Source organism: Photorhabdus caribbeanensis, assembly GCF_018448885.1.
Classification (GTDB): domain Bacteria; phylum Pseudomonadota; class Gammaproteobacteria; order Enterobacterales; family Enterobacteriaceae; genus Photorhabdus; species Photorhabdus caribbeanensis.
In genome coordinates this window covers 11,837-37,057 of sequence record NZ_RCWB01000042.1, presented here as the reverse complement: position 1 = coordinate 37,057, position 25,221 = coordinate 11,837, and the positions used below count along the sequence as shown (strand labels likewise).

Genomic DNA, 25,221 nt, shown 5'->3' with positions numbered 1-25,221 from the left:
TTTGTGGTAAACCGATTAAATAATCGCCCCCGAAAAACCCGGGGAGGGAAAACCCCGAATGAATTATTTAAAGGAATACGAACATGTTTACTTCCGGATTAACGATGTTGCACTTATTATGTGAATCCAAGTTTTATTATTTTTATGAACATTAATTCATCATTGTATTGATGAGATGTTAATGTATTGTAATGTTGAATGAGTGTAACTTATTAACAGATTGTATTTGTTTTGGGTGGCGATAAACGCACTAATTTTATAAGTTTTTCTTATTGCTAATAAGTTTGCTGATTTATTGATTAACAGATATTTGGATAATGAGCTAATATTATATTCACTACAGGGATTATTACATCATTGATGAAAATATCATAAAAAAATGAAATTGTTATAAATGTAATGTCATTGATCATTAATATGTTTATTTGCGGTGCGGCATTATTGATTTTTCTTAATTTTCTTCTTCGTGTTTGATTTGATGGCACACTCTGCATCAAATTAAATCACATCACAATATCGTTTTGCCATTCAGAGTACCAACAGGAAGCTTCTTGATATCTTATTAAAAGTAAAAAATCAAAGCAGTCTATTTTTAATGATGGATTATTCTATTGATAAGCTTCCGGTGTAATTCGTGCTTTAAAATAGCGCTATAAATCAGTAAGAAGCTGGTAGCAAGTGGTGTTACCAGGGAATTTCCTAATCTTTTTGCAGACTGAAAATTTTTGTTTTAAATTGTAGACGACTGGTCTAATTCGGTATAAGTTATGTTTATGCAAACGAATAGAAATCCCCAAGATATCCGTCAGCACATCCTGGACATTGCCCAGCAAGTTATTGGATGTAAAGGCTTTTCAGCCGTCGGACTTAATGAAATTTTAAAAGCGGCAGAAGTGCCGAAAGGCTCGTTTTACCATTATTTCGCGTCGAAAGAGGCATTTGGCGCCGCTATGCTTGAAGATTACTTTACGCACCATCTTGAAAGGATGGATAACATCATGGCGCGTAAGGAATGGACAGCGAAAGAGAACTTAATGCAGTATTGGCAAGGCTGGTTGGAGCCGTCAGAAGACGGTACTGTTTGTGGGCAAAAGTGTTTGGCGGTTAAGCTCGGTGCTGAGGTGAGTGATCTATCTGTAGCGATGCGTCTGGTGTTGGAGAATGGGACAAAGAATATCATTATGCGCCTTGCCTCTGTAGTGGAAAGCATTGTCCATGAAGGTGGATTGGATTGTGCTGTTGAGGAAGCCTTTCCGCTGGCTGAGGCGCTATATCAGACTTGGCTAGGAGCCAGCCTGATGGCGAAGATCACCCAGAATAGCGTACCGTTACAAAGTGCTATGGCTACCACCAAGCGATTATTGAATGCATAGCGAATAAAAACACTGTTGGAAGTCACTATTCATCAGTGTTTTTTTATACCTAATAATTAGACGACTGGTCTACTTTTGGGTATCCCAATGATACTGACTTTTAATGTTGAAGGAGAAGATGAATGTTTCAAACACAACAAATAAATCGCCGTATCGTCTTGGCTTCACGTCCGCATGGTTCCCCGACATTGACTGATTTTCGTCTGGAACAGCAACCTATCCCTGAGATAAAGGAGAAAGAACTACTGTTACGCAGCGTTTTTCTTTCGCTAGATCCTTACATGCGTGGGCGAATGAGTGATGAACCATCTTATGCGCCGCCGGTGGAACTTGATAGCGTTATGGTTGGTGCAACAGTGAGTCGGGTAGTGTCTTCAAATCATCGGAGATATCAGGTGGGTGATTGGGTACTGGCATATAGCGGTTGGCAGGATTATGCCGTTTCCGATGGTAAGGGTCTTATCAACTTAGGCCAATCGCCTGTTCACCCATCCTATCAATTAGGTGTGTTCGGTATGCCTGGCCTTACCGCTTATACGGGGCTGTTGGATATCGGTCAACCCAAGGCAGGTGAAACATTAGTTGTTGCTGCGGCAACGGGGCCGGTTGGTGCAACGGTGGGACAGATCGGCAAGCTTAAAGGTTGTTATGTCGTTGGCGTAGCAGGTAGTGCAGAAAAGTGTCGCCATGCTGTTGATGTATTGGGATTCGATGTTTGCCTTGACCACCATGCCCCAGACTTTGCGGATCAGTTGTGCAAGGCTTGTTCAAAGGGAATCGATATTTATTTTGAAAATGTGGGCGGCAAGGTATTTGACGCTGTTTTGCCGTTACTGAATGACTTTGCCCGTGTTCCGGTTTGCGGAATGGTGTCTTACTACAACTCCACTAACCTTCCAGAAGGGCCAGATCGCTTGTTTTTGTTGATGAATAAACTGTTGCGGAAGCGAATTCGGATGGAGGGATTCATTGTTACTGATAACTATACTCGGCATTTTGATGAATTTTCACGTGATATATCCGCATGGTTTAATGATGGCAGGATAAAATATCGTGAAGAAGTGGTATCAGGTTTGGAAAATGCTCCACAGGCGTTTATTGGCCTGTTACAAGGCCATAATTTCGGCAAGTTAGTCGTCCGTGTCGGTCCTGATAATTAAATGCCACTAGGCATATTAAAAGGTCATATTCGACTTATAGTGAGGTAGTTGTGCGAAATTTTAAGTATTACAACCCAACTCAAATCGTTTTTGGCAAAGAGACTATTAGCCGTCTTGATAACTTGGTGCCACGGGATGCGCGGGTACTGATTCTATACGGCGGTAGCAGTGCTGAAAAAACCGGAACATTGGATGAAGTCAGGAGTGCGTTGGCTAATAGAACTATCCAGGAGTTTGGTGGTATTGAAGCTAACCCGACTTACGAAACATTGATGAAAGCTGTTGAATTAATACGTAATAGTGAAGTGGATTTCTTGCTTGCTGTCGGTGGTGGTTCTGTGATTGATGGCACTAAATTTGTGGCGGCGGCTGTGAATTTTGCAGGAGAGCCTTGGCGTATTTTGGAAGAGGGGGGCTCTCTTGTCCAGAGCGCTCTGCCGTTTGGTACCGTTTTGACGCTGCCCGCGACGGGTTCAGAGATGAACAATGGAGCAGTGATTACCAATAAAGCGAAACAAGCTAAGCTGGATTTTATGAGTTCGCTTATTTTTCCTCAATTCTCCATTATGGACCCAACGAAAACCTATACTCTTCCGTTACGTCAGGTGGCTAATGGGGTGGTTGATGCTTTCACACACGTTATGGAACAGTATTTGACTTATCCCGCTAATGGTATGGTGCAAGATAGGTTTGCTGAGGGGCTATTGCAGATATTGATTGAAATAGGCCCTCAGGCTATGAACACCTCGGATAATTACGAGATCCGCTCCAATCTAATGTGGGTCGCGACTTTGGCTCTCAATGGTTTGATTGGTGCAGGTGTGCCGCAGGATTGGTCCACACATTTCATCGGTCATGAATTAACAGTGCTTTACGGTATTGATCATGCTCGAACACTGGCGATTATCCTGCCAGCTACTCTGAAAATCTGCCGGGAAAGCAAACGCGCCAAATTGTTGCAGTATGGTGAGCGTGTTTGGGGTATTACCAGTGGAGATGAAGAACAACGGATTGATCAAGCTATTGCATATACTCGCAGCTTCTTCGAGGATTTAGGAATTCAGACCCATTTGTCAGATTACAACCTTGGTGTTGATGACATTGAGCGGGTGGTGAAACAATTGGAAGCTCACGGTCTGACTCGATTGGGTGAAAATAGAGACATTACGTTAGATATTAGTCGCCAGATCTTGCAAGCAAGCCTTTGAATTGGAGGAGCGCCTTGGGATGCCGGGGCTGCTCCTAAAATTTTAACTCTGTTTTAGTGAATGAATTTGCAGTACGATATAAATTAAATAGAAAAAAATGCTTGAGTCAAGAATGGATAATAAATATCAACAATCATCGTATATTCAGTCGGAAAATAATCTCTATCAGATTGTAGTGAGTAACAACCATAATTTTAATGAGTGGTTGTATTTACGGAGTGCATTATGGCCCACGGCATCAGAAGAAAGTCACCGTGAAGAAATGAACTCGATTTTGAATTCTGATAACCAGATTGCTTTTATGATCCAGTCGGATTTAGGCGATTTTTGCGGTTTTGCAGAGGCTTCACTGCGTTTTGAATATGTCAATGGATGTAATTCCTCACCTGTCGCTTACCTTGAAGGGATCTATATTTCCCCGAAATTAAGAAGAAACGGTTTAGCAACTCGACTTATCACTCATATTAAAAATTGGGCTAAGGATCATGGATGTACTGAAATGGCATCAGATGCTGATATAAATAATGAGGAATCATTGGCTCTTCATTTGTCTCTTGGGTTTGTTGAGACAGAAAGAGTAGTTTTTTTCAAAAAGTTAATTAAATAGGGATAAATGAAGAGGGTGAGAGAGTTTGGCATGAAAAATATTTCATTGAAAATTAAAAATGGCTGCTTGTTTAGCAAGGTCAATACATGGGCCAGAAATGTAAACCATCATTTTGGTGGTGATTACCGGTATGATCGAAACACTACAAAAGAATTAATGTTGAGTCGGTTCTAATTGGGATTCGGTATTCAGCGAAGCAGTTTCACATTTGGATAAGTCAGAACCAATATATTGGTAACATTAAACTTTTTCATCTATATTCTTCGATCATTTCAAACTATTTACCTATCATATTCCTACTTTTTGTTGCAGAAACAGATATATCCTATGGGTTTCAAGATGGATCGCGACGGCAAGGGAGTGAATCCTCGGGAGCATAGATAACTATGTTACCGGGGTGAGCGAGTGCAGCCAACAAAGAGGCAACTTGAAAGATGACGGGTATATAACTATAGGCGATACTATCGTTCTACTGTGGCATAATGTGCCGCTATTGATTTTTCCGATTTCCCTTTTGTTTCTAAATGTAAGAGCGAATGCAGTGTTAAGTACAAACAACATCACCATGCAATTTGGCAGTAAGCCCCTGTTTGAAAACATTTCTGTCAAGTTTGGCAACGGTAATCGTTATGGTCTGATTGGCGCGAATGGTTCTGGTAAATCCACTTTTATGAAAATCTTGGGTGGTGATCTGACACCCACTGCCGGTAATGTCAGCACCGATCCTAATGAACGTATTGGTAAACTGCGTCAGGATCAGTTTGCTTTTGAAGAGTACACGGTGTTGGATACCGTGATTATGGGGCACACGGAACTGTGGCAGGTAAAGCAGGAGCGTGACCGCATCTATGCGATGGCTGAAATGAGCGAAGAGGATGGCTATCGTGTTGCGGATCTGGAAGTCGCTTATGGCGAGATGGATGGTTATAGTGCAGAAGCGCGTGCCGGAGAGTTGTTGCTAGGTGTTGGTATTCCAGTAGAACAGCATTACGGTTTGATGAGCGAAGTGGCGCCGGGTTGGAAATTACGTGTATTGCTGGCTCAAGCACTGTTTTCTAATCCTGATGTTCTGTTATTGGATGAACCTACGAACAACCTGGATATCGATACGATTCGTTGGTTAGAGCAAATACTGAATGAACGAAATAGCACCATGATCATTATTTCCCATGATCGTCATTTCCTGAATACAGTTTGTACTCATATGGCCGATCTTGATTACGGTGAGCTGCGTCTGTTCCCCGGTAATTATGATGAATATATGGTTGCCGCCACTCAAGCCCGTGAGCGTCTGCTAGCGGATAATGCGAAGAAGAAGGCACAGATTGCGGAATTACAGTCTTTTGTCAGCCGTTTTAGCGCTAATGCTTCTAAATCAAAACAGGCGACTTCCCGCGCTCGTCAGATTGATAAAATCCAGTTGGAAGAAGTTAAAGCATCCAGCCGTCAGAATCCCTATATCCGTTTTGAGCAGGATAAGAAATTGTTCCGTAATGCTCTGGAATTGGATGGTTTGACTAAAGGTTATGACAATGGTCCTCTGTTTAAAAATCTCAATCTTTTGCTGGAGGTTGGCGAGAAAATAGCGGTTATCGGTGCTAACGGTATCGGTAAAACGACTTTTCTGAAAACATTAGTTGGTGAAACAGAGCCAAATAGTGGCATGGTTAAATGGTCTGAAAATAGTAGCATTGGTTACTATGCTCAGGATCATGCCAGTGATTTTGACTGCGATCTGACGGTTTTTGACTGGATGAGCCAATGGAAGAGAGAAGGGGACGATGAACAAGCTGTTCGTAGCGTATTAGGACGTTTGTTGTTCAGCCAAGATGACATTAAGAAAAAAGTCAAAGTGTTATCGGGTGGTGAAAAAGGGCGGATGCTATTTGGTAAGTTGATGATGCAACAGCCAAATATTCTGATAATGGATGAACCAACAAACCACTTGGATATGGAATCCATTGAATCCCTGAACCTTGCGCTTGAATTGTATAAAGGTACTTTGATATTTGTTTCTCATGATCGGGAATTTGTTAGCTCATTGGCAAGCCGAGTTATGGAAATTAAATCTAATAAGGTCATTGATTTCAAAGGTACTTATGATGAGTATTTAAGAAGCCAGGGAATTGTTGAGTAATAATCTTATGAGATAAATCGCCCTGGTTGAGATAACCGGGGCGTGTTATTTCTATTGTTTGTTATTTCTATTGCTTGCTATTTCCATCGGTGGATAGATTAACTGTTGCACACTTCGCAATTGGGATCTTTAAGTAATTTAATATCACGAAATTGCATTGTCATTGCATCAAACAGTAAAACCTTTCCGCTGTTGACTTTGCCATATCCAGTAAGGAGTTTGATGGTTTCCATTGCTTGTAATGTACCGATGGTACCTACCAATGGCGCCATAACTCCTGTTTCTACACATGTTAGATTGTTTTCGCCAAATAGTCTGCTCAGGCAACGGTAGCAGGGGGCATTTGGCTGATAAGTAAATGTAGTCAGTTGTCCTTCCATGCGGATAGCTGCGCCGGAAACCAGAGGCGTTTTCCTTGCCAGACACAAGCGGTTCAGTTGTTCGCGGATTGCCACATTATCAGTACAATCCAAGACAACATCATTCTGGCTGATAAGTTCATCTAGCGCCTGATCTTCCAGTAATCCATTAACGGTTTTAATCGTTACATGTGGGTTTATTGCCCGGAGCGTCAACTGGGCTGAATGCACTTTAGCCATGCCGATGCGCTCATCCCGATGCAGGATCTGCCGTTGCAGGTTAGAGAGAGAAACGGTATCAAAATCCAGTAGTGTGATTGTTCCCACACCTGCTGCGGTCAAATACTGGGATGCTGCGCAACCTAAACCACCCGCGCCGACTATCAGGATCGCCGAAGATTTCAATTTCTCCTGACCGTCAAAATCAAACCCACGTAGAACAATCTGACGGTTATAGCGTAGGGTTTCTGCGTCTGTTAGTTCAATGGTCATTATTCATTTTTCAGTAAGTGATTAAATAGTTCGATTTCAACATCTTCACCAACTTCTACCCGTCCGCGTTCACGCTCCAGAACAATGAAGCAGTTCCCCTGACTGAATGAACTAAATATATGAGAGCCTTGATGTCCCGTCGTACGAACTTCTAGTTCACCTTGTTTATTCACCGAAGCAATACCCCGTTGAAAATCCATTCTTCCCGGTGTCTTTTTCAATGGCGTGATGACCTTGGCGTGCATACGCATAGGGGGTTGCCATGCCGTAAAACCGGATAGATGCGCGATTAAAGGTTGAACTAATTGATAGAAAGTAAGGACGGCTGAAACTGGATTACCGGGCAAACCACAGAACCAGGCGTTTTTTAGTTTGCCAAAAGCGAAAGGTTTACCCGGTTTAATGGCCAGTTTCCAGAAACTGATCTCGCCTAATTCATCCAGTATCTGCTTGGTGTAGTCTGCTTCACCTACAGAAACGCCGCCACTACTGATGACTAAATCAGCTTTTTGATCTGCTTCCTCAAAAACATGGCGTAAAGCTTGGGGATTATCGGCAATAACCCCTAAATCAATAACATCGCAATCCAGTTTCTCCAGCATCAATCGAACGGCAAAACGGTTGGTATCATAAATTTGCCCTTCCTTAAGTGGGTACCCGATAGCTTGTAGCTCATCACCCGTTGAGAAAATGGCGACTTTCAATTTGCGAACCACTTCAACGTCGGTGATGCCTAAAGATGCAATCAAGGGTAGCTGAGCGGTGGATAATTTACTGCCTGCGGGTAGTACTACCGCCCCTTTAGTAATATCTTCGCCAACCAGACGGATATTCTGACCTTGTTTGGCTGGCTGAGTGAAAACGATGCCATCATCAGTAACTTCTGCGTGTTCCTGCATAATGACCGTATCAGCACCCGTGGGAATCGGTGCGCCAGTCATAATGCGGATACAAGTTGCAACCGGCCATTCTCCTTGAAAAGCTGTGCCTGCCAGCGCCTTTCCTGCCAGAGGCAGTGGTTTATTGCCATTTAAATCCGCATGGCGTATGGCATAACCATCCATTGCTGAGTTAGCAAAAGGGGGGACATTGATAGGAGAAATAATATTTGTTGCGATGATGCGTCCTGATGTTTGCGGGAGGCTGACAGTTTCTGTGTCAGTCAGTGGTGTAACTTGCGTCAGAAGTTTTTCCAATGCCTGCTGCAAAGAGATCAATCCAGAGGTATGACAGTGATCCATAAGTGATGCTCCCAGATAACATTTTTCATTAACGGTATTATGGCAGAGATCATCATATGTGTGAGTGGTATTTGATTTTGATCGTATGTTCCATAAACGCGGCGATATTGGTGTCGGTTATCCAAAACGCCGCGACATGTGATAAGTATGTAGAACACGACGATTAACCTGGCGTCAGGGGATCTGCTGTTGTCATAGCCAGGTTAGAAAGCGAGTAAGCGCTTATAAAGTTTGACCACTGTCAACTGTTATGATTTGTCCTGTCATCGATTCTGCGTTTAATAACATCAAGGTTATTTCTGCAACATCTTCTGGCGTTGAAATTCTTTCTAAGGGTAAATAAGTGCAAAGCGTATGCATCTTCTCTTCTCTCCCTTTCCACCATCTTGTTTCAACGGCGCCTGGCGCTACGCAGTTAACCCTGACCGATGGAGCCAGAGCCCGAGCTAAAGATTTTGTTAGTCCGTGAACCGCTGATTTGGAAGCGGCATAGGGGATACAAGAACCCAGGCCCGTTTCACCGGCGATACTACCGACATTCACGATAGCGCTCCCGGTTCTTGCTTTAAGATAAGGCGCTGCATACCGGCAACAATAAAATGTGCCTTTCACATTAACATCAATAATGGTATCCCAAATATCGCTAGATATGGCATCAAGATCTTCAAATTGAAGTTGTCTGGTTGTCGCCGCGTTATTTACCAGATAGTCGATCCCGCTAAATTTTTCCACGACGGTGTTTATCATTGCCTGCACAGCCGATTCGTCGGCAACATTCGCTTTTATCGCGATAGCTTGTCCCCCATCCTTGATAATGGTTTCTGTTGTTTCCAGCGCTTCAAGTTCGCTTTGCGAATAGATCACTGCAACAGCAGCACCTTGTTCTGCCAGCATAATGCTGATAGCCCGTCCTATACCGGTTCCACCACCGGTTACAATGGCTGTCTTACCTTGAAATGCTTTATACATAAAAATGCTCCTTAATTAATATTTGTACATAACATGATAAATCATATCTCTTATTGCAGGTTTGTTAGCACTATTTTGGGCATTATTGTGTGGAAGCCTGACTAATTTAGCGAATGTTGTGTTGTAAAACTCGATTTAATCTTAATAGAGGTAACTTATTAGAGGTAAAGTAAATAAATGGAGCAGGGTACGAAAATTCATATACGCTGACGTTCCAGATACTGTAATTAATTGCTTACTGATTTTTTATTTATGGGCAGAAATAATTTACGTTTTTCTGGGAACTTTGTTAATTAAAAGTGTATGTTGTATTTGATTTCTGTTATGGCTTATGAAAAATAAATTAAAAAAATAATATTTTATGGCTATGAACAATTCAATTTCTTCTCAACAAAGTCACCGCTACCTCGCTTTCCATATCGCAATGAGTGGATTTTTGGCGCTGGTCGTCGCTATGGGAATTGGGCGTACTGCCTTCACTCCTCAAGTGCCTTTAATGATCGCAGAATGCCAGTTTAGTTTGACCGGGGCAGGCATCGTTGCGGCTTTTAACTATTTGGGATATCTGGCTGGCTCCTATGATGCGATGCGGGCGCGCCGTTTGATTGAATATCGGCTTTGGGCCGGATTGTGGGGAGCGGTGATTATCACGCTTCTCTCTGCGCTACTGTATGGGACGATATTACACAGTATTGCCCGTTTTTTTATTGGTTGGGCAAGTGGCTGGACATTGGTATTGGTGGCGTCATGGGCCAATGAACAGTTGGCTAAATTGAATCGCCCTGCATTGAGCGCTGCCATATTTGCGGGACCGGGCGTCGGGATATTCGTTACTGGTATCCTTGCCATCGGTATTCAGGCATGGCAAGTGAGCGTCTCCGAAGCGTGGTTGTTATATGGCATTTTGGCACTGATTTGTAGTATCTATATTAGTCGGCATTTGCCCCGTAGTGGCGAGTTACACCGTTCACAGGCCGAGGTGAAGAAACTGACTTTGACGCCTGCAATTAAGCGGCTGGTATGGAGTTACAGTTTAGCGGGGTTTGGTTATATTTTGCCTGCAACTTTTCTTTCTCAAATGGCAAGTGATCGTTTCCCCGGTAGCTTGTTTGCGCAGTTTGTCTGGCCAATATTTGGTGGCGCCGCAGTTATCGGCATCGGTTTTGCTATTCTGACCCGTCATATGCTGACAACGCAAATCCGGCTTGCGATCACTTTATGGATTCAGGCTGCGGGCATTCTTATCGCTGAAAGCATTCCGGGAATAGGTGGCCTGGCATTAAGCTCTTTGTTGGTTGGTGGTGGTTTTATGTGTGTAGTGCAACTGGCGTTTCAGTATGGGCGTGAATTAGCGCCAGAACATAGCCGTTATATGGCCGGATTATTAACCACCGGATATGCGGTTGGACAGCTTGTTGGGCCGATGTTGTCTGCGGTTTCTACCGCAATAACCGGGAGATTGGAGCCTGCGTTATACGTCGCATTGATTACCTTGGTCATTGCGGGGTTATTGGTTTGTAACAGGAATAAACCGACCAGTGAAGTGCGTGTGTAAAAAATTCATATAATTATGAAAAGCAATCACTGGATAATCACCACGCGCTCATTTACAGTGTGGGCAATAGTGACCTGTTAGTAGTGAATTGTTTCGGTTATGGTCTTCATGACTCGAATATCCATTCATTTTACTACCCGCCAGATGATGAAAAGTAATATCTTTGGAGAAAATAATGTCATCCTTAAGTAAAGAAGCTGAACTTGTGCATTCGGCGCTGGAAGCTCGTGGTCTTGAAACGCCTTTGCGTGGTCAGGCGTTGGTGCCGGAAGTGCGCAAAGCGCGTATTGAGGAGCATATGACGGAAATTATGAAACTGTTGAATCTCGATTTACGTGATGACAGTTTGGCAGAAACCCCCGGTCGTATTGCGAAAATGTACGTCGATGAGATTTTTTCCGGGTTGGACTACAGTAATTTCCCAAAAATCACATTGATAGAAAATAAAATGAGAGTGGATGAAATGGTGACGGTGCGTGATATCACACTGACTAGCACCTGCGAACACCATTTTGTCACCATTGATGGCAAGGCGACGGTTGCCTATATTCCAAAAGATAAAGTCATTGGATTGTCTAAAATTAACCGTATTGTGCAGTTTTTTTCGCAGCGGCCACAGGTACAGGAACGTCTAACTCAACAGATTTTGATTGCATTACAGACACTGCTTGGCACTAATAATGTTGCTGTATCGATTGATGCGGTCCATTATTGCGTGAAAGCGAGAGGTATCCGTGATGCAACCAGTACCACGACAACAACTTCCTTGGGTGGATTGTTTAAGTCTAGCCAAAATACCCGTCAAGAGTTTTTACGCACGACTCGCCATGTGTAATTTTTACATCGGGATATAAGAATGGCCCGCCAGAGAATTGACTCGTTGGATAGTATTCGTGGTCTGGCAATACTGGGGATATTGCTGCTCAATATCTCCGGTTTTGCTTTGCCATCCGCCGCTTATTTGAATCCGGCATATAATGGTTCTGCTTCTTTAACTGACTTGATTGTCTGGTCTGTACTTAGCGTCTTTGTTCAGGGAAAGTTCCTGTGTATTTTGGCCTTCTTATTTGGAGCGACCTTAGAGCTATTATTACCAAGGGGCAAAATCTGGAATTACCCACGATTAACTATACTTGCTCTGGTTGGCGTGGGGCATGGCATCCTATTCTGGGATGGCGATATTTTGCTCTCTTATAGTTTGGCTGGTTTTTTCAGTTTTCAATTGATTAGCCAAAATAGCGCCAGCAGCAGGTTATTTATGAAAGGCGCTATTTTTTATCTGATCGGATTAGCGTTATTGTTTTTTCTCGGCTTTCTTTCCAGCGGCGAATCTGACGGTGTTTCTTGGCAGCCGACTGAATTCCATATGTTATACGAAACATATTGGAAAACATCTGGGGGATGGTTGGCAGTAAAAGAGCGTTTTAATCAGGTTATGTTGATGATGATCATGCTGTTTGTTCAGTATGGCTGGCAGCTTATCGGTATTATGTTATGTGGTGCGGGATTAGTGCGTAATGGTTGGTTAAAAGGTGAATTTTCAGTAAACCATTATCGAAATGTGGCGCTATTGCTGATACCACTTAGTATTGCTGTTCAAATATTCTCTGTCGGGTTCCAATATATCTATGATTGGGATTACTTTTGGTCAGGTATTGTCGGTTATATCCTTGCTGAGTTGGTAACGCCATTTCAGGCGCTGGGTTATATGGCTTTGATATATGGTTTCTGGCCAGCCGTTTCATGCTGGCGAATTAACTACTGGCTCAGTCAGGTTGGACGAATGGCGATGAGTAATTACTTGCTACAAACCTTAATCTGCACTCTGTTGTTTTATCATCTTGGGTTTTTTGGTCAATTTAGTCGTTTGGAATTACTTGCATTTATTCTTCCTATTTGGGCGGTGAATATTCTGTTTTCATGTTGGTGGTTACGTTGTCACCCGCAAGGGCCGGTAGAACAGTGGTGGCGTGAGATTACTGCGGTGTTGGCCCGCTCTGCTTAAGCTGGGTTTTGTCCATTGCCCGTAATTCTTCCGGGGTTACGGCAGGGTAATCAGTCATGCCTTTTGGTACTTTGTGCGGAGCTGGAATGGGGATCAGAGGGCCGAGAAAACGAGGTTCACGTTTCAGAATATAAAGATCAGTCAGGGCGCCAAGGCGAGCGATAATTTCACGTAATCGAACAGTAACCATATTTTTAGGTGTAGAAACTGCATAACATTGGGCGGTAATTCCCATATGCATAGCGATAAACAGTGCTCGTTCGCAATGAAATCGTTGAGTGATAATCGTAAAATCGTTAGTGTTAAAAACTTTTCGGGTTCTGACTATTGAGTCAAGCGTTCTGAAACCAGCAAAATCCAGTACGATATTTGCAGCAGGAATACCCGCTTTTACCAAATCTCTGCGCATGGTGACAGGTTCGTTGTAGCTTTGTTGAGCGTTATCGCCACTAAGTAATAAATATTTAATTTTGTCGCTGTTATAAGCGTTAACGGCTCCTTGGATACGGTACATATAGTACTGATTTGGGGCACCAGAAAGGTAATATTTAGACGTACCAAGCACTATACCCACTTCGCGTTCGGGAAGTCGTTTAAGATCATCAAAGATATAGGGGGCTGTTTTCCAGCTAATCCAGCGGTCAAGTGCAATAGCTGTCAATATCAGCATCCCTGTGATGAATAACAGACTAGTTATCAGGCTCTTCCACATGCTTTTGCCTTTTTATACACATTAATGACTGAATTTGTTAAAGGCTACTTTACCTGAAATTTTGAAGCAAGTTTTCTCTTTGGCCTTCTTTAGCCGTAGTAGCCTGATAAGGCGCTTATTGCTGTTTTGTGCATATTAGCTTTTCAGATTGAGGGGTATCTTTGGCTCCGTTAAACGGCAAGCCCGTATTAGACTGACGGTAAGAAAAGAGCCTGATAGTAAAAGTAAACTAACAGGCTTTTTGCATATTTCTAGCGATAAGAATCAGAATGAAGTGCGTTTATACACGCGATATTCAGGTTTCCAGAAGTTGCGTTCAATTGCTTCATCCAGTGCGCCATCTGAGGTGACAGTGGCAACGCCCTGTATTTGTGCTTCTTTGGCGACTTGTTTAGCAATTTTGCGTGACACTTCCTGAATATCATCAATCAGTGGCAATAACGGGCCTTGACCTTGTTGGGCCAGCGGTGAACAATCCGCCAGTGTTCGGCTTGCTGCCATTAACATACCGTCAGTAACCAGTTTAGCCCCTGACGCAATGACACCCAGACCAACCCCAGGGAAGATATAGGCATTGTTACATTGGGCGATTGGATACTCCTGATCTTTATATTTTACCGGATTGAATGGGCTACCTGTTGCAACCAGAGCAGCGCCATCCGTCCAGTTGATGATATCTTCAGGACGGGCTTCAACGCGGGAAGTTGGATTCGATAACGGCATGACGATTGGACGTTCACAGTGTTTATGCATTTCACGGATGATCTCTTCGGTAAACAAACCTGACTGACCTGAAACACCAATCAATACCGTCGGTTTAGCATTACGGACAACATCGAGCAACGAGATGGCGTCGCTGTTCACATCCCATTGAGTCAATGTGTCGCTTTTCTGTACCAGCTTATTCTGGAAATCCAATAGATTTGGCAATTTGTCTGTCAATAAACCGAAGCGGTCAACCATGAAAATACGGGCACGAGCCTGCTCTTCACTTAAACCTTCGGATTTCATCTGGGCGACGATCTGTTCTGCAATGCCGCAACCGGCGGAACCTGCGCCAAGGAAGGTAACTGTTTGATCCTTCAATTGACGGCCAGCCGCGCGGCTAGCGGCAATTAAGCTACCTAACGTAACGGCGGCGGTTCCCTGAATATCATCATTGAAGCAACAAATCTCGTGGCGATAACGGTTAAGCAGCGGCATGGCATTTTTCTGTGCGAAATCTTCAAATTGCAGCAGTACGTTTGGCCAACGACGCTTAACAGCCTGAATAAATTCGTCTACAAATTCATCATATTCTTCACCGGTGATGCGCGGGTGGCGCCAACCCATATACAACGGGTCATTCAGGCGTTGTGGGTTGTTGGTGCCTACATCCAGAACGACTGGCAGTGTATAAGCCGGGCTGATACCACCGCAGGCGGTATACAAGGAGAGCTTGCCGATAGGAATACCCATGCCGCCGATGCCTTGGTCGCCCAAACCAAGGATACGTTCACCATCGGTGACAACGATAACTTTTACATTTTGTTTGGTCGCATTTTGCAGCATATCATCAATATGTGCTTTGTTTGGATATGAGATGAACAGGCCACGGGCACGGCGGTAAATATCGGAAAAGTGCTCACAGGCTTCGCCAACAGTTGGCGTGTAGATGATTGGCATCATTTCGTTCAAATGTGCATCCAGCAGGCGGTAGAACAGGGTTTCGTTAGTGTCCTGAATATTTCGCAGATAAATATGCTTATCTGCATCATTTTTGAAATCAAGATACTGTCGATAAGCACGTTCAGCTTGTTCTTCGATGGTTTCGACCGCTTCCGGTAATAAACCGTAAAGATTAAAGTTGCTGCGTTCTTCTTTAGTAAAAGCGCTGCCTTTATTCAGAAGGGGGAATTCCAGCAGAATTGGGCCAGCATAGGGAATATATAGTGGACGTTTACTTTCGTGTTCCAGTTCCATGAATCTTACTCTTTGAACTAAATGGATAACAAGGCTAGCTACAGATCTTAAGAGATAGGAAAAATATGTACAGTAAATGTTACTTAATTAGAGGTATTATGAGTAAAAATGAGAGATAACATCCAGATTTGGCTAATAAAATGTTACGATAATCGTTTTTTATAGCGGAAAACCCTCTATCTGCATAGAGGGAAAAATGAATTTTCCACTGAATTCAGAAAGTGTAGTAATCAAATTTGCTGCAACCGAGTGTAGCAAGTATAGATTGAGTCGCACTCCGTTGGGATAAATCACAGTTTTTTTCTTCAACCAACACTGCTCTATCGATAGCCAGGCAATCACCACCAGAAATGTTCATCAGAATCAGCGCTGCTTGTAATGGGGGTAAGCTTGGGTTAAATGCGGCATTTTCTGCATAACGCCCAGGATAAATTTTTCCATCTTTTCCCAAAAGCGCGGTACCACTGTAGGAATTACTGTATGGGGCATAGCTCTGGTTTGCTGCATCTAATGCAGTCAGGACTAATGTATCCGTGGTTTCTAGTTTATAACCATGATTAACCGGGTCCATCAACAACGTCTTGATGCCCAGATCGTTTGGGCCAAAAGAATCTGGCAGATAATGACCTAATGTTGAAGGTAGCTGCTTTGGCAGGTGAATCTCTAATTGGGCGCCACTATTAAGTTCATTCATAAATTGGCGGCAATGGCCGCACGGAGAGTAATTCACAGTAACAGATACCAGTTTTTTCTCGCCCAATAACCAAGCGTGGGTAATCGCACATTGTTCAGCATGAATCGTTTGTTGTAGTGGCACGCCAGCAAATTCCATATTCGCGCCAAAATAGAGATTTCCGCTTTTACCGCGGGCAATGGCGCCGACATTAAAATGTGATATTGGTGTCAGGGAACATGCCGCTGCGAGTGGCAACAGGGCAACAGCCAGGGTATGGTCGTCAAAACCGCAGGCTTTCTTAATAGATTCAGCCTGTTCAGCAGTAAGCATGGCAGGAAAGTCATTGTTTCCTGCGTAAGGTAAAAGTGCATCCTGTAGTTTAGCGGGTAGCTGTACCCAGATAGGATGAAAACGAGCTTGCATAGTGTGATCTCCGAATTAACTCAAGAATCATTCTAAGTTGTCTGATTAGATTTGCAATGTGATCAATATCATATAGATGAATGAGACTTATGTAATTGAAGTGGGTAATCAAGCGATTAATATCAAATTTCCTAACAGTTAAACTAGCTAAATAGGTATAGCAGCACCGGGAATATAAAGGGGGCTGTTAGTGAAGTAATGATACCGCAGGTCATCAATGCCAATGAGCTGTATGCGCCTTCAACAAAATTGACCTCTGCACAGCGGGCAGTTCCCAAAGCATGTGATGCCGTTCCCATTGCCAAGCCACGGGATGCTTTGGTTTTTACCTGTAAAAGATCGAACAGGTTGTGACCAAATATTGCCCCGAGAATGCCGACAAAAATAACGCAAGCAGCACTGATTGCCGGAATACCGCCAATGGCATCTGCTACTGCCATTGCTATTGGCGTTGTGACGGATTTAGGCAATATCGAAGCGGCCATTTCAGGCGTAGCACCCATCCACAAGGCAATAGCAGTGCCTGTCACCATAGCGACAATACTGCCGATAAAACAGATACTGATAATGGACTTCCATTGGGCGCGGATCTGATGTAGCTGCTCATATAAAGGAAATGCCAGTGCAACCACGGCGGGCTGGAGTAGATCATTTAGAATTCGGCTGCCGGCAAAATAGTGTTCATAAGAAGTGTGGGTTATCAACAATATTGGAATAATGATGGCGATAGAAACCAATAAGGGGTTCAGAATAGGAATTTTGCATCGCAGTGAAAATTTTCTTGCAGTGTAGAATACAATCAATGTTAATGGCAGTGACCACCAAATGTGACTTAACATTCTTATTTCTCTTGTTTCTCTTGTTTCTGTTGTTCACTTTTAATTTCTGACTCGGAACCCATAATTGGCCGTTCACGATGAACATAATGGGAACTGCAAGCAACGATAATCATAACAATTGCGGTACTGATCAGGCATGAAAAAACAATTGGAACTATTTGTTGGCTGAGTTGGTCGTAATAATTCATCACGCCTACGCCAATAGGCAGAAACAGTAAGGTCATATTTTTTAGTAACAGACTACAGCCTGGTTTTGCCCAGTGAGCAGGAATGAGTTGGAAAGCCAACAAAACGAACAATATCAACATGCCGATAATACTGCCGGGAATACTGATAGGTAATAGGGAAGAAATGGCATTGCCTGTCAGCAAACACAAATAAATCAGAACAAATGCTCGCAGGTACTGCCAACCAATAATCAGTACTTCACGAAACGACATAACACACTTCCTAATTCTGGTGAGGTATTCATCATACAATTAACCTTGGGAATGTGTCAAAGCTCACATTAGCTCACATTAAAATAAAAGCGGGGACCATTACTGATCCCCGTGGGTAGAAATATTAGTGAAATAAATTAACTATTATTTCACTTGCATACCGGGTTGGGCGCCGCTGTCAGGGCTGAGTAAAAAGATATCTTTTCCACCAGGTCCGGCGGCCATAACCATCCCTTCCGAGATACCAAAGCGCATTTTGCGTGGCGCCAGGTTGGCAACCATAATGGTTAAACGGCCTTCCAGCGCTTTTGGATCAGCATAACTGGAGCGGATACCCGAAAATACCTGGCGGGTTTCGCCACCGAGATCCAGCATCAGTTTCAGCAACTTATCTGAGCCTTCGACAAAATCAGCCTGTTTAATAAGGGCGACGCGCATATCAACTTTGGCAAAATCATCAAAGGTGATCGTGTCCTGAATCGGATCTTCTGCCAATGGGCCGCTGACTTTTTGTGGTGTGTTGATGCTCTCTTTCGATGCTGCAACCATAGCGTCCACTTTATCCATATCAATGCGATTGAACAGGGCCTTAAAGGCAGAAACTTGGTGATCCAGCAGTGGTTGCTCAATACCATGCCAGGTAAGTTCTGTATTTAAGAAAGCTTCTGCGCGTTCTGCCAGACTTGGCAAAACAGGTTTCAGGAAAGTCATTAAAACGCGGAACAGGTTGATGCCCATTGAACAGATAGCTTGAAGATCGGCATCACGGCCTTCTTCTTTTGCCACCACCCACGGCGCTTGCTCATCCACATAACGGTTTGCCAAATCAGCCAGTGCCATGATTTCGCGGATTGCTTTGCTGAATTCGCGGCTATTAAACTCTTCTGCAATCACCTTTGCCCCATCAATAAACTGTTGGTAAAGCGCCGGATCAGCCAGTTTATCCGCTAGCTTGCCGTTAAAGCGTTTATTAATGAAGCCCGCATTACGGGAGGCTAGGTTAACAACTTTATTAACGATGTCGCTGTTAACACGCTGAACAAAATCTTCTAGATTCAGATCGATATCGTCAATGCGAGCAGAGAGTTTGGCTGCATAGTAATAACGCAAACAGTCTGCATCCAGATGATCCAAGTAAGTGCTGGCTTTAATAAAAGTACCACGGGATTTGGACATCTTCGCACCGTTGACGGTGACATAGCCGTGAACAAACACGTTGGTTGGCTTGCGATAACCGCTGCCTTCCAACATGGCCGGCCAGAACAGGCTGTGGAAATAAACAATGTCTTTACCGATAAAGTGATACAGATCGGCGGTGGAATCTTTTGCCCAGAACTCATCAAAGCTTAGATTTCCGCGTTTGTCGCACAGGTTTTGGAAAGAGCCCATATAACCAATAGGAGCATCCAGCCAGACATAGAAATATTTGCCTGGCGCGTCAGGAATTTCAAAGCCGAAATAGGGAGCATCACGGGTGATATCCCACTGTTGTAAACCGGATTCAAACCATTCCTGCATTTTGTTGGCAACTTGTTCCTGTAATGCGCCGGAACGGGTCCAGGCTTGCAACATGTCACTGAATGCGGGCAGATCGAAGAAGAAATGTTCTGTTTCACGCATTTCTGGCGTCGCGCCGGAGACAGCAGAACGTGGGTTGATCAGTTCAGTTGGGCTGTAGGTTGAACCGCAAACTTCGCAATTATCGCCGTACTGATCTTCTGCCTTACATTTCGGACAGCTACCTTTGACAAAGCGATCCGGCAGAAACATATTCTTTTCAGGATCATATAACTGAGAAATAGTACGATTCTTAATATGGCCGTTTTTCTTCAATTCGAGGTAGATTTTAGTTGAGAATGCTTGGTTCTCTTCACTATGCGTAGAGTGATAGTTATCATAGCTCACTGAAAAGCCAGTAAAATCCTGATGATGCTCTTGGTTCACTGCTGCGATCATCTCTTCAGGAGCAATACCCATTTGCTGAGCTTTCAGCATGATTGGCGTTCCATGAGCGTCATCGGCACAGATAAAGTGAACCTCTTTGCCGCGCATTCGTTGAAAACGGACCCAAATATCTGCTTGGATATGTTCCAGCATGTGACCGAGGTGGATTGGACCGTTAGCATATGGCAACGCGCACGTCACCAATAATTTTTTTGCGACTTGAGACATAGTAAGGATCTGACTTCCAATAAGTGAAAAAGGAAGTTTGATGTTAACCGATCAAAAAAATTGTCGCTAGGGTAAGGTTTAATCTCAGCGAGTTTTATAGGATAAAAATTGAATTAGTGAGCAGGAAGCGGGTTTTTATCGCCAATCTTATCCGAATGCATTGGGTTCTGTTATGATGGAGAGATGGTTTTTAGCTAATGATAATCATCAAAGGAGCCGGGATGAACTCACAATCCCCCGAGCAGACCAATCCTGACCTGCTGAAATCTCAGGTAACAAAAATACTTGCTGCTTTTACACACCCGACACTAGAACGTGATTTGATAACATTGAAGGCTCTACATCACTGTACGATGCTTGATGATGTCTTGCACATTGAATTACTGATGCCGTTTGTCTGGCAACGCGGTTTTAAGGCGTTAAAAGCGGCGACAACGGAAAAATTACAGGCGGTAACTGGCGCAAAATCGGTAGCGTGGAAATTGATCCATGATATCAGCACATTACGTCGTGCTAATGATCTGCCGGGAATTAATGGCGTTCGTAATATTTTGGCTGTCAGTTCAGGTAAAGGCGGGGTGGGTAAATCCAGCACAGCCGTGAACTTGGCGCTGGCATTGGCTCAGGAGGGGGCAAAGGTCGGTATTCTGGATGCAGATATTTACGGCCCTTCGGTTCCGAGTATGTTGGGAACCTCGAAAGAGCGCCCGACTTCTCCGGACGGGCAGCATATGGCGCCGATAATGACGCATGGCCTTGCCACTAACTCTATTGGTTATTTAGTAACAGACGATAATGCAATGGTATGGCGTGGTCCAATGGCTAGTAAAGCATTAATGCAGATGTTACAGGATACATTATGGCCGGATCTTGATTATCTGGTTATCGATATGCCACCAGGGACCGGTGATATTCAGCTCACTTTGTCACAAAACATTCCAGTAACGGGAGCGCTGGTGGTAACAACGCCTCAGGATATTGCCTTAATTGACGCAATGAAAGGTATCGTCATGTTCCAGAAAGTGAAGGTGCCTGTACTGGGGATTGTCGAAAATATGAGTGTGCATATTTGTAGCAACTGTGGTCATTCGGAACCTATCTTTGGTACGGGTGGGGCAGAAAAATTGGCCGCTAAATATCACTGTAAATTATTGGGACAAATCCCTCTGCATATTTCACTGCGTGAAGATCTTGATCGTGGTCAGCCAACGGTTATCAGTGATCCTGATAGTGAATTTACGGATATTTATCGCGAAATTGCCGCAAATATTTCAGCGCAGATGTATTGGCAAGGTGAGAAGATACCAACAGAAATTTCGTTCCGTGCTGTTTAATGCTGGCATTTGATTGATGATAACGGGCGGTGGATGTTTTCATTGCCCGTTTTTTGCGTGGGGAGAGCGTGCTTGTCTGATTTCTCTCGTTACGATTTCCCTCGTTACATCGTTTTTATGCGAAACGCCTCGAAAAAAGTGAGACTTATCTTGTTTACACTGGAACAGATACCATTAACTCCCTATAATCTCGCCAAACTTAGCACTCATAAGTGCTTTGTTCCCATTTTTTTCTAGAATCAGGTTATCTCTATTATGGCTGACGAAGCATATCAGTGCACAATTGTAGGAATTTCTGGTGCATCTGCCTCAGGTAAAAGTCTCATCGCTAATACACTTTATCGTGAATTACGTGCTCAGGTTGGTGATCACAATATCGGCATTATACCAGAGGATTGCTATTATAAAGATCAGAGCAATCTATCAATGGAAGAGCGTTATAAGACTAATTATGACCATCCAAGCTCAATGGATCACAATCTGCTCTTTTCTCACCTGCAAGCGCTGAAAATGGGTGAATCAATTGAATTACCGCAATACGATTATGTTGCTCATACTCGTAAACCAGAAGCGATTCATTTTGCGCCGAAAAGGGTTATTATTCTGGAGGGTATTCTGTTATTGACGGATAAACGCTTGCGTCAGGAGATGGACTTCTCTATTTTTGTTGATACGCCACTGGATATTTGCCTTATGCGTCGTATTAAGCGGGATGTGCATGAGCGGGGACGCTCTCTGGATTCGGTTATTGAGCAATATCATAAAACTGTGCGTCCAATGTTCCTGCAATTTATTGAACCATCAAAGCAATATGCAGATATTATTGTGCCGCGCGGAGGTAAAAACCGAGTCGCGATTGATATATTGAAAGCCAAAATTGGTCAGTTTTGCGAATAATAAAACTTTGCTTGTCAGGCATTGAATTGATAAGCATCATCGTATTTGAGAGGAAATAATGCGACTCTGTGACCGCGACATAATTAAATGGCTTGATGAAGGTAAATTGGTCATTGCTCCACGTCCGCCGATTGAACGCATTAACGGGGCAACTGCTGATGTGCGCCTTGGGAATCAGTTTCGTGTTTTCTGTGGTCATACTGCGGCATATATTGATTTGAGTGGCCCGAAAGATGAGGTCAGTGCTGCGCTTGATCGTGTGATGAGTGATGAAATTATCCTGTCTGACGATGAGGTTTTTTTCCTCCACCCTGGCGAGTTGGCACTGGCTGTTACGCTGGAATCCGTCACATTGCCGGACGATTTAGTGGGCTGGCTTGATGGCCGTTCTTCTCTTGCTCGTCTTGGGTTGATGGTGCACGTGACGGCACATCGGATTGATCCGGGTTGGCATGGTCAGATTGTTCTCGAATTCTATAACTCCGGTAAGTTGCCTCTGGCGTTACGTCCGGGTATGGTTATCGGCGCTTTGAGTTTTGAACCGTTGTCTGGTTCCGCTGACCGTCCATATAACCGTCGTCAAGATGCGAAATATAAAAACCAACAGGGTGCGGTGGGTAGCCGTATTGATGAAGATTAATATTTTTATCGGCTATTGAGTTGCATTGACTGTTTTGACAAAAAAAGCTGAGGAAGTCATGAAGAGATTACTGACGACACTGATTATTTTGCTGGTTGTGATTCTTACTGGTCTGGCCGCATTAGTCATGTTAGTAAACCCGAATGACTTTCGTGCTTATATGGTCAAACAGGTGCAAAAGAAGAGTGGCTACCAACTCGTCCTGCAAGATGGTATGCGCTGGCATGTCTGGCCAAAACTGAGCATCATCACTGGGCGTATGTCATTAACGGCTCCAGGAGCGGCGCTGCCAACAGTGATGGCAGAAAATATGCGTCTTGATGTGGAGTTGTGGCCGCTTCTTTCTCATCAGCTTGCCGTTAAAGAGGTGATGTTGAAAGGGGCGATATTAAGAGTAACCCCGGAGAGTCAGTCTCAGAAAAAATGGAATACCCCTATTGCACCAAAAGAGAGTACCGTCAATCCTGCTGCGAAGGGTGAGGGTTGGAAGCTTGATATTGCCAGAATTAAGATCGCGGATAGTTTACTTATTTGGCAGCGAGATGATCATGAACAGTTAAATGTCCGCGATATTAATCTGCTAATGGAACGGGATGACCAAAACCATATTAGCGTGGAGTTAAGTAGCAAAGTCAGTAAGAATCAGCAAGACTTGGCCTTTAATCTTAGTGCAGATGTCGATATTACTGATTATCCATATCGTATTGCGGGTAATATTGACTCCTTTGATTATCAACTCCAGGGCGCAGGTATACCGAAGGAAGGAATTAGTGGTTCAGGAAAAGTACATGCTGTTTATCAAAAAGAGACGACAGATGGACCGCAAATAATTTCTTTACAGACGCTAAATTTCACCGCGAATGAGAGTGAACTGCATGGCAGTATAAAAGCTATGTTGGGGGCTCACGCGGATTATCAGGTAGATTTATCTTCCCAAAAACTGAATTTAGATAATTTGATGGGATGGGATTTGTTTCCGAAAGGGGGACCAAAGGTTAAACGTTATTACCAGGTAGAGAATAATTCTGCTAAACCGGTGATCGCTGTTTCAAGCTCTGCCCAGCCTGACTATAACGCTGAATTTTTAAATGATTTTAATGCTAATGTGACTATCAATGCGGATAAATTTGTTTATCGAGGCATGGAGATCGATAACCTGATATTGAAAGCGACAAGTAATAATGGTATCGCTGAAGTTTCTACTCTGAATGGCAAATTATTTGGTGGTGATTTCTCTATTCCGATTTTTTTAGATGCAACGGGTAATCAACTTAAGTTACATGCAAAACCTTTACTGCGGAATATAGAACTGGAACCGGTACTCAAAGCATTTTCTTTACCGCAAGGATTTAGTGGTAAATTCAATCTGAATGCGGATCTTTCTGGTAAAGGGTATGATGGTTATGCGATTTCGCATATTTGGCAGGGTGATATTAATTTCAGTTTAATTAATGCTAAAATGTATGGATTAAATATCCCACAATTAGTTCAGCAATCCGTTGCTCGTGTAACGGATAAAGTGAATGTCCCTGATAATATGGATAACTTTACCCGAGCCAAAAAGCTTGATGTTAAAGCGGTATTGAATCGAGGTGATATAAAAATCAGTCGGCTTCATGCGGTCTCTGATCTGCTAAATATTGATGGACAGGGTAAGGCTAATCTACTTAAACAAGATGTTGATGTCGCTTTAAAAGTTCAGATAACACAAGGATGGGGCAAAGATAATGAATTGGTTAGTCGTCTGCGGAAAATGAAAGTACCACTGCGGGTTTACGGTAATTGGAGTAGTCTGCAATACAACTTGGATATTGAGCAACTGCTACGTAATGAGTTGGAGGACAAGGTAAAGCAGGCTATTAACGATTGGGTTGAACGTAGCAGTAATTAGCTGTATTAATAACTCATGCCTGATTTGACCGCTCAATCTGGCAGTTGGCTATTATGCTTAACTAGGTGCTTAAATGAATTCTTATCGTTGTCTGAGCAGTCAATTTCAGTACAAGGGTAGATTTCAACT

At 43.4% G+C, this 25,221-nt stretch carries 21 protein-coding genes and 1 pseudogene; 13 read left to right on the top strand and 9 right to left on the bottom strand.

Translation table 11 applies throughout. From position 1 onward, the window contains the following. The 6 genes and pseudogenes from EAE90_RS20305 to EAE90_RS20280 all read left to right on the top strand — a co-directional run. A pseudogene (locus tag EAE90_RS20305) lies at positions 1–102 on the top strand (IS30 family transposase); the annotation flags it as partial. 671 nt (positions 103–773) lie between these two features. After that, positions 774–1,373, top strand: a complete 600-nt coding sequence (locus EAE90_RS20300; RefSeq protein WP_214055030.1) for a TetR/AcrR family transcriptional regulator — start codon at positions 774–776, stop codon at positions 1,371–1,373. 122 nt (positions 1,374–1,495) lie between these two features. Beyond that, entirely contained in the window at positions 1,496–2,533 is a 1,038-nt protein-coding gene (locus tag EAE90_RS20295; RefSeq protein WP_214055029.1) for an NADP-dependent oxidoreductase, read from the top strand. A gap of 50 nt (positions 2,534–2,583) precedes the next feature. Further along, on the top strand, positions 2,584–3,741 hold the full coding sequence (locus tag EAE90_RS20290; RefSeq protein ID WP_214055028.1) for an iron-containing alcohol dehydrogenase: 1,158 nt from the start codon (positions 2,584–2,586) through the stop codon (positions 3,739–3,741). Between the two features lie 112 nt (positions 3,742–3,853). Further along, positions 3,854–4,348, top strand: coding sequence for an aminoglycoside 6'-N-acetyltransferase (gene aac(6'), locus EAE90_RS20285; RefSeq protein WP_214055027.1), 495 nt, complete (start codon positions 3,854–3,856; stop codon positions 4,346–4,348). Between the two features lie 541 nt (positions 4,349–4,889). Continuing rightward, entirely contained in the window at positions 4,890–6,485 is a 1,596-nt protein-coding gene (locus EAE90_RS20280; RefSeq protein WP_214055026.1) for an ABC-F family ATPase, read from the top strand. 98 nt (positions 6,486–6,583) lie between these two features. Here EAE90_RS20280 and moeB read toward each other — a convergent pair whose 3' ends face one another. The 3 genes from moeB to EAE90_RS20265 form a co-directional block, all read right to left on the bottom strand. After that, complete coding sequence (gene moeB / locus EAE90_RS20275) at positions 6,584–7,336, bottom strand: molybdopterin-synthase adenylyltransferase MoeB (RefSeq protein WP_214055025.1); 753 nt, start codon at positions 7,334–7,336, stop codon at positions 6,584–6,586. Beyond that, the gene (gene moeA, locus EAE90_RS20270; RefSeq protein ID WP_214055024.1) at positions 7,336–8,577 is read right to left on the bottom strand and encodes a molybdopterin molybdotransferase MoeA; all 1,242 of its coding nucleotides are present in this window, start codon (positions 8,575–8,577) and stop codon (positions 7,336–7,338) included. Before moeA ends, moeB begins: the two co-directional genes overlap by 1 nt. A gap of 222 nt (positions 8,578–8,799) precedes the next feature. Then, the gene (locus tag EAE90_RS20265) at positions 8,800–9,546 is read right to left on the bottom strand and encodes an SDR family NAD(P)-dependent oxidoreductase (protein ID WP_214055023.1); all 747 of its coding nucleotides are present in this window, start codon (positions 9,544–9,546) and stop codon (positions 8,800–8,802) included. A 367-nt stretch (positions 9,547–9,913) separates the two neighbouring features. On the opposite strand from EAE90_RS20265, the gene EAE90_RS20260 reads away from it, so the two are divergent. From EAE90_RS20260 to yeiB, 3 genes are all read left to right on the top strand, one after another. Continuing rightward, the gene (locus tag EAE90_RS20260; protein WP_422616007.1) at positions 9,914–11,101 is read left to right on the top strand and encodes a YbfB/YjiJ family MFS transporter; all 1,188 of its coding nucleotides are present in this window, start codon (positions 9,914–9,916) and stop codon (positions 11,099–11,101) included. 175 nt (positions 11,102–11,276) lie between these two features. Beyond that, positions 11,277–11,936 carry a GTP cyclohydrolase I FolE gene (gene folE, locus EAE90_RS20255; protein ID WP_214055021.1) on the top strand — a complete coding sequence of 220 codons (660 nt, stop codon included), beginning with the start codon at positions 11,277–11,279 and terminating at the stop codon, positions 11,934–11,936. A 21-nt stretch (positions 11,937–11,957) separates the two neighbouring features. Next, on the top strand, positions 11,958–13,106 hold the full coding sequence (yeiB, locus tag EAE90_RS20250) for a DUF418 domain-containing protein YeiB (protein WP_214055020.1): 1,149 nt from the start codon (positions 11,958–11,960) through the stop codon (positions 13,104–13,106). Here the strand turns inward: yeiB and sanA are convergent. The 6 genes from sanA to metG all read right to left on the bottom strand — a co-directional run bounded on the left by sanA (position 13,078) and on the right by metG (position 20,330). Continuing rightward, positions 13,078–13,818 carry an outer membrane permeability protein SanA gene (gene sanA, locus EAE90_RS20245; protein ID WP_214055019.1) on the bottom strand — a complete coding sequence of 247 codons (741 nt, stop codon included), beginning with the start codon at positions 13,816–13,818 and terminating at the stop codon, positions 13,078–13,080. The two genes, yeiB and sanA, sit on opposite strands and share 29 nt — an antisense overlap. A gap of 264 nt (positions 13,819–14,082) precedes the next feature. Then, the gene (locus EAE90_RS20240; RefSeq protein WP_214055018.1) at positions 14,083–15,780 is read right to left on the bottom strand and encodes an NAD-dependent malic enzyme; all 1,698 of its coding nucleotides are present in this window, start codon (positions 15,778–15,780) and stop codon (positions 14,083–14,085) included. Positions 15,781–15,994: 214 nt separating this feature from the next. Beyond that, positions 15,995–16,879 carry a cytidine deaminase gene (gene cdd, locus EAE90_RS20235; RefSeq protein ID WP_214055017.1) on the bottom strand — a complete coding sequence of 295 codons (885 nt, stop codon included), beginning with the start codon at positions 16,877–16,879 and terminating at the stop codon, positions 15,995–15,997. 143 nt (positions 16,880–17,022) lie between these two features. After that, on the bottom strand, positions 17,023–17,718 hold the full coding sequence (locus EAE90_RS20230; protein ID WP_214055016.1) for a CidB/LrgB family autolysis modulator: 696 nt from the start codon (positions 17,716–17,718) through the stop codon (positions 17,023–17,025). 2 nt (positions 17,719–17,720) lie between these two features. Next, positions 17,721–18,158, bottom strand: a complete 438-nt coding sequence (locus EAE90_RS20225; protein WP_214055015.1) for a CidA/LrgA family protein — start codon at positions 18,156–18,158, stop codon at positions 17,721–17,723. A gap of 144 nt (positions 18,159–18,302) precedes the next feature. Continuing rightward, on the bottom strand, positions 18,303–20,330 hold the full coding sequence (metG, locus tag EAE90_RS20220) for a methionine--tRNA ligase (RefSeq protein ID WP_214055014.1): 2,028 nt from the start codon (positions 20,328–20,330) through the stop codon (positions 18,303–18,305). Between the two features lie 221 nt (positions 20,331–20,551). Between metG and apbC the strand changes: the two genes are divergently transcribed. The 4 genes from apbC to asmA all read left to right on the top strand — a co-directional run bounded on the left by apbC (position 20,552) and on the right by asmA (position 25,092). Then, on the top strand, positions 20,552–21,664 hold the full coding sequence (gene apbC, locus EAE90_RS20215; protein ID WP_214055013.1) for an iron-sulfur cluster carrier protein ApbC: 1,113 nt from the start codon (positions 20,552–20,554) through the stop codon (positions 21,662–21,664). Between the two features lie 255 nt (positions 21,665–21,919). Next, on the top strand, positions 21,920–22,561 hold the full coding sequence (udk, locus tag EAE90_RS20210) for a uridine kinase (protein WP_036777923.1): 642 nt from the start codon (positions 21,920–21,922) through the stop codon (positions 22,559–22,561). A gap of 58 nt (positions 22,562–22,619) precedes the next feature. After that, positions 22,620–23,201 (top strand): dCTP deaminase, encoded by a 582-nt coding sequence (gene dcd, locus EAE90_RS20205; protein WP_036777925.1) that lies wholly within the window; start codon positions 22,620–22,622, stop codon positions 23,199–23,201. A gap of 58 nt (positions 23,202–23,259) precedes the next feature. Beyond that, positions 23,260–25,092: an outer membrane assembly protein AsmA gene (gene asmA / locus EAE90_RS20200; protein ID WP_214055012.1), complete on the top strand. Its 1,833-nt coding sequence runs from the start codon at positions 23,260–23,262 to the stop codon at positions 25,090–25,092. Positions 25,093–25,221: the final 129 nt, after the last annotated feature.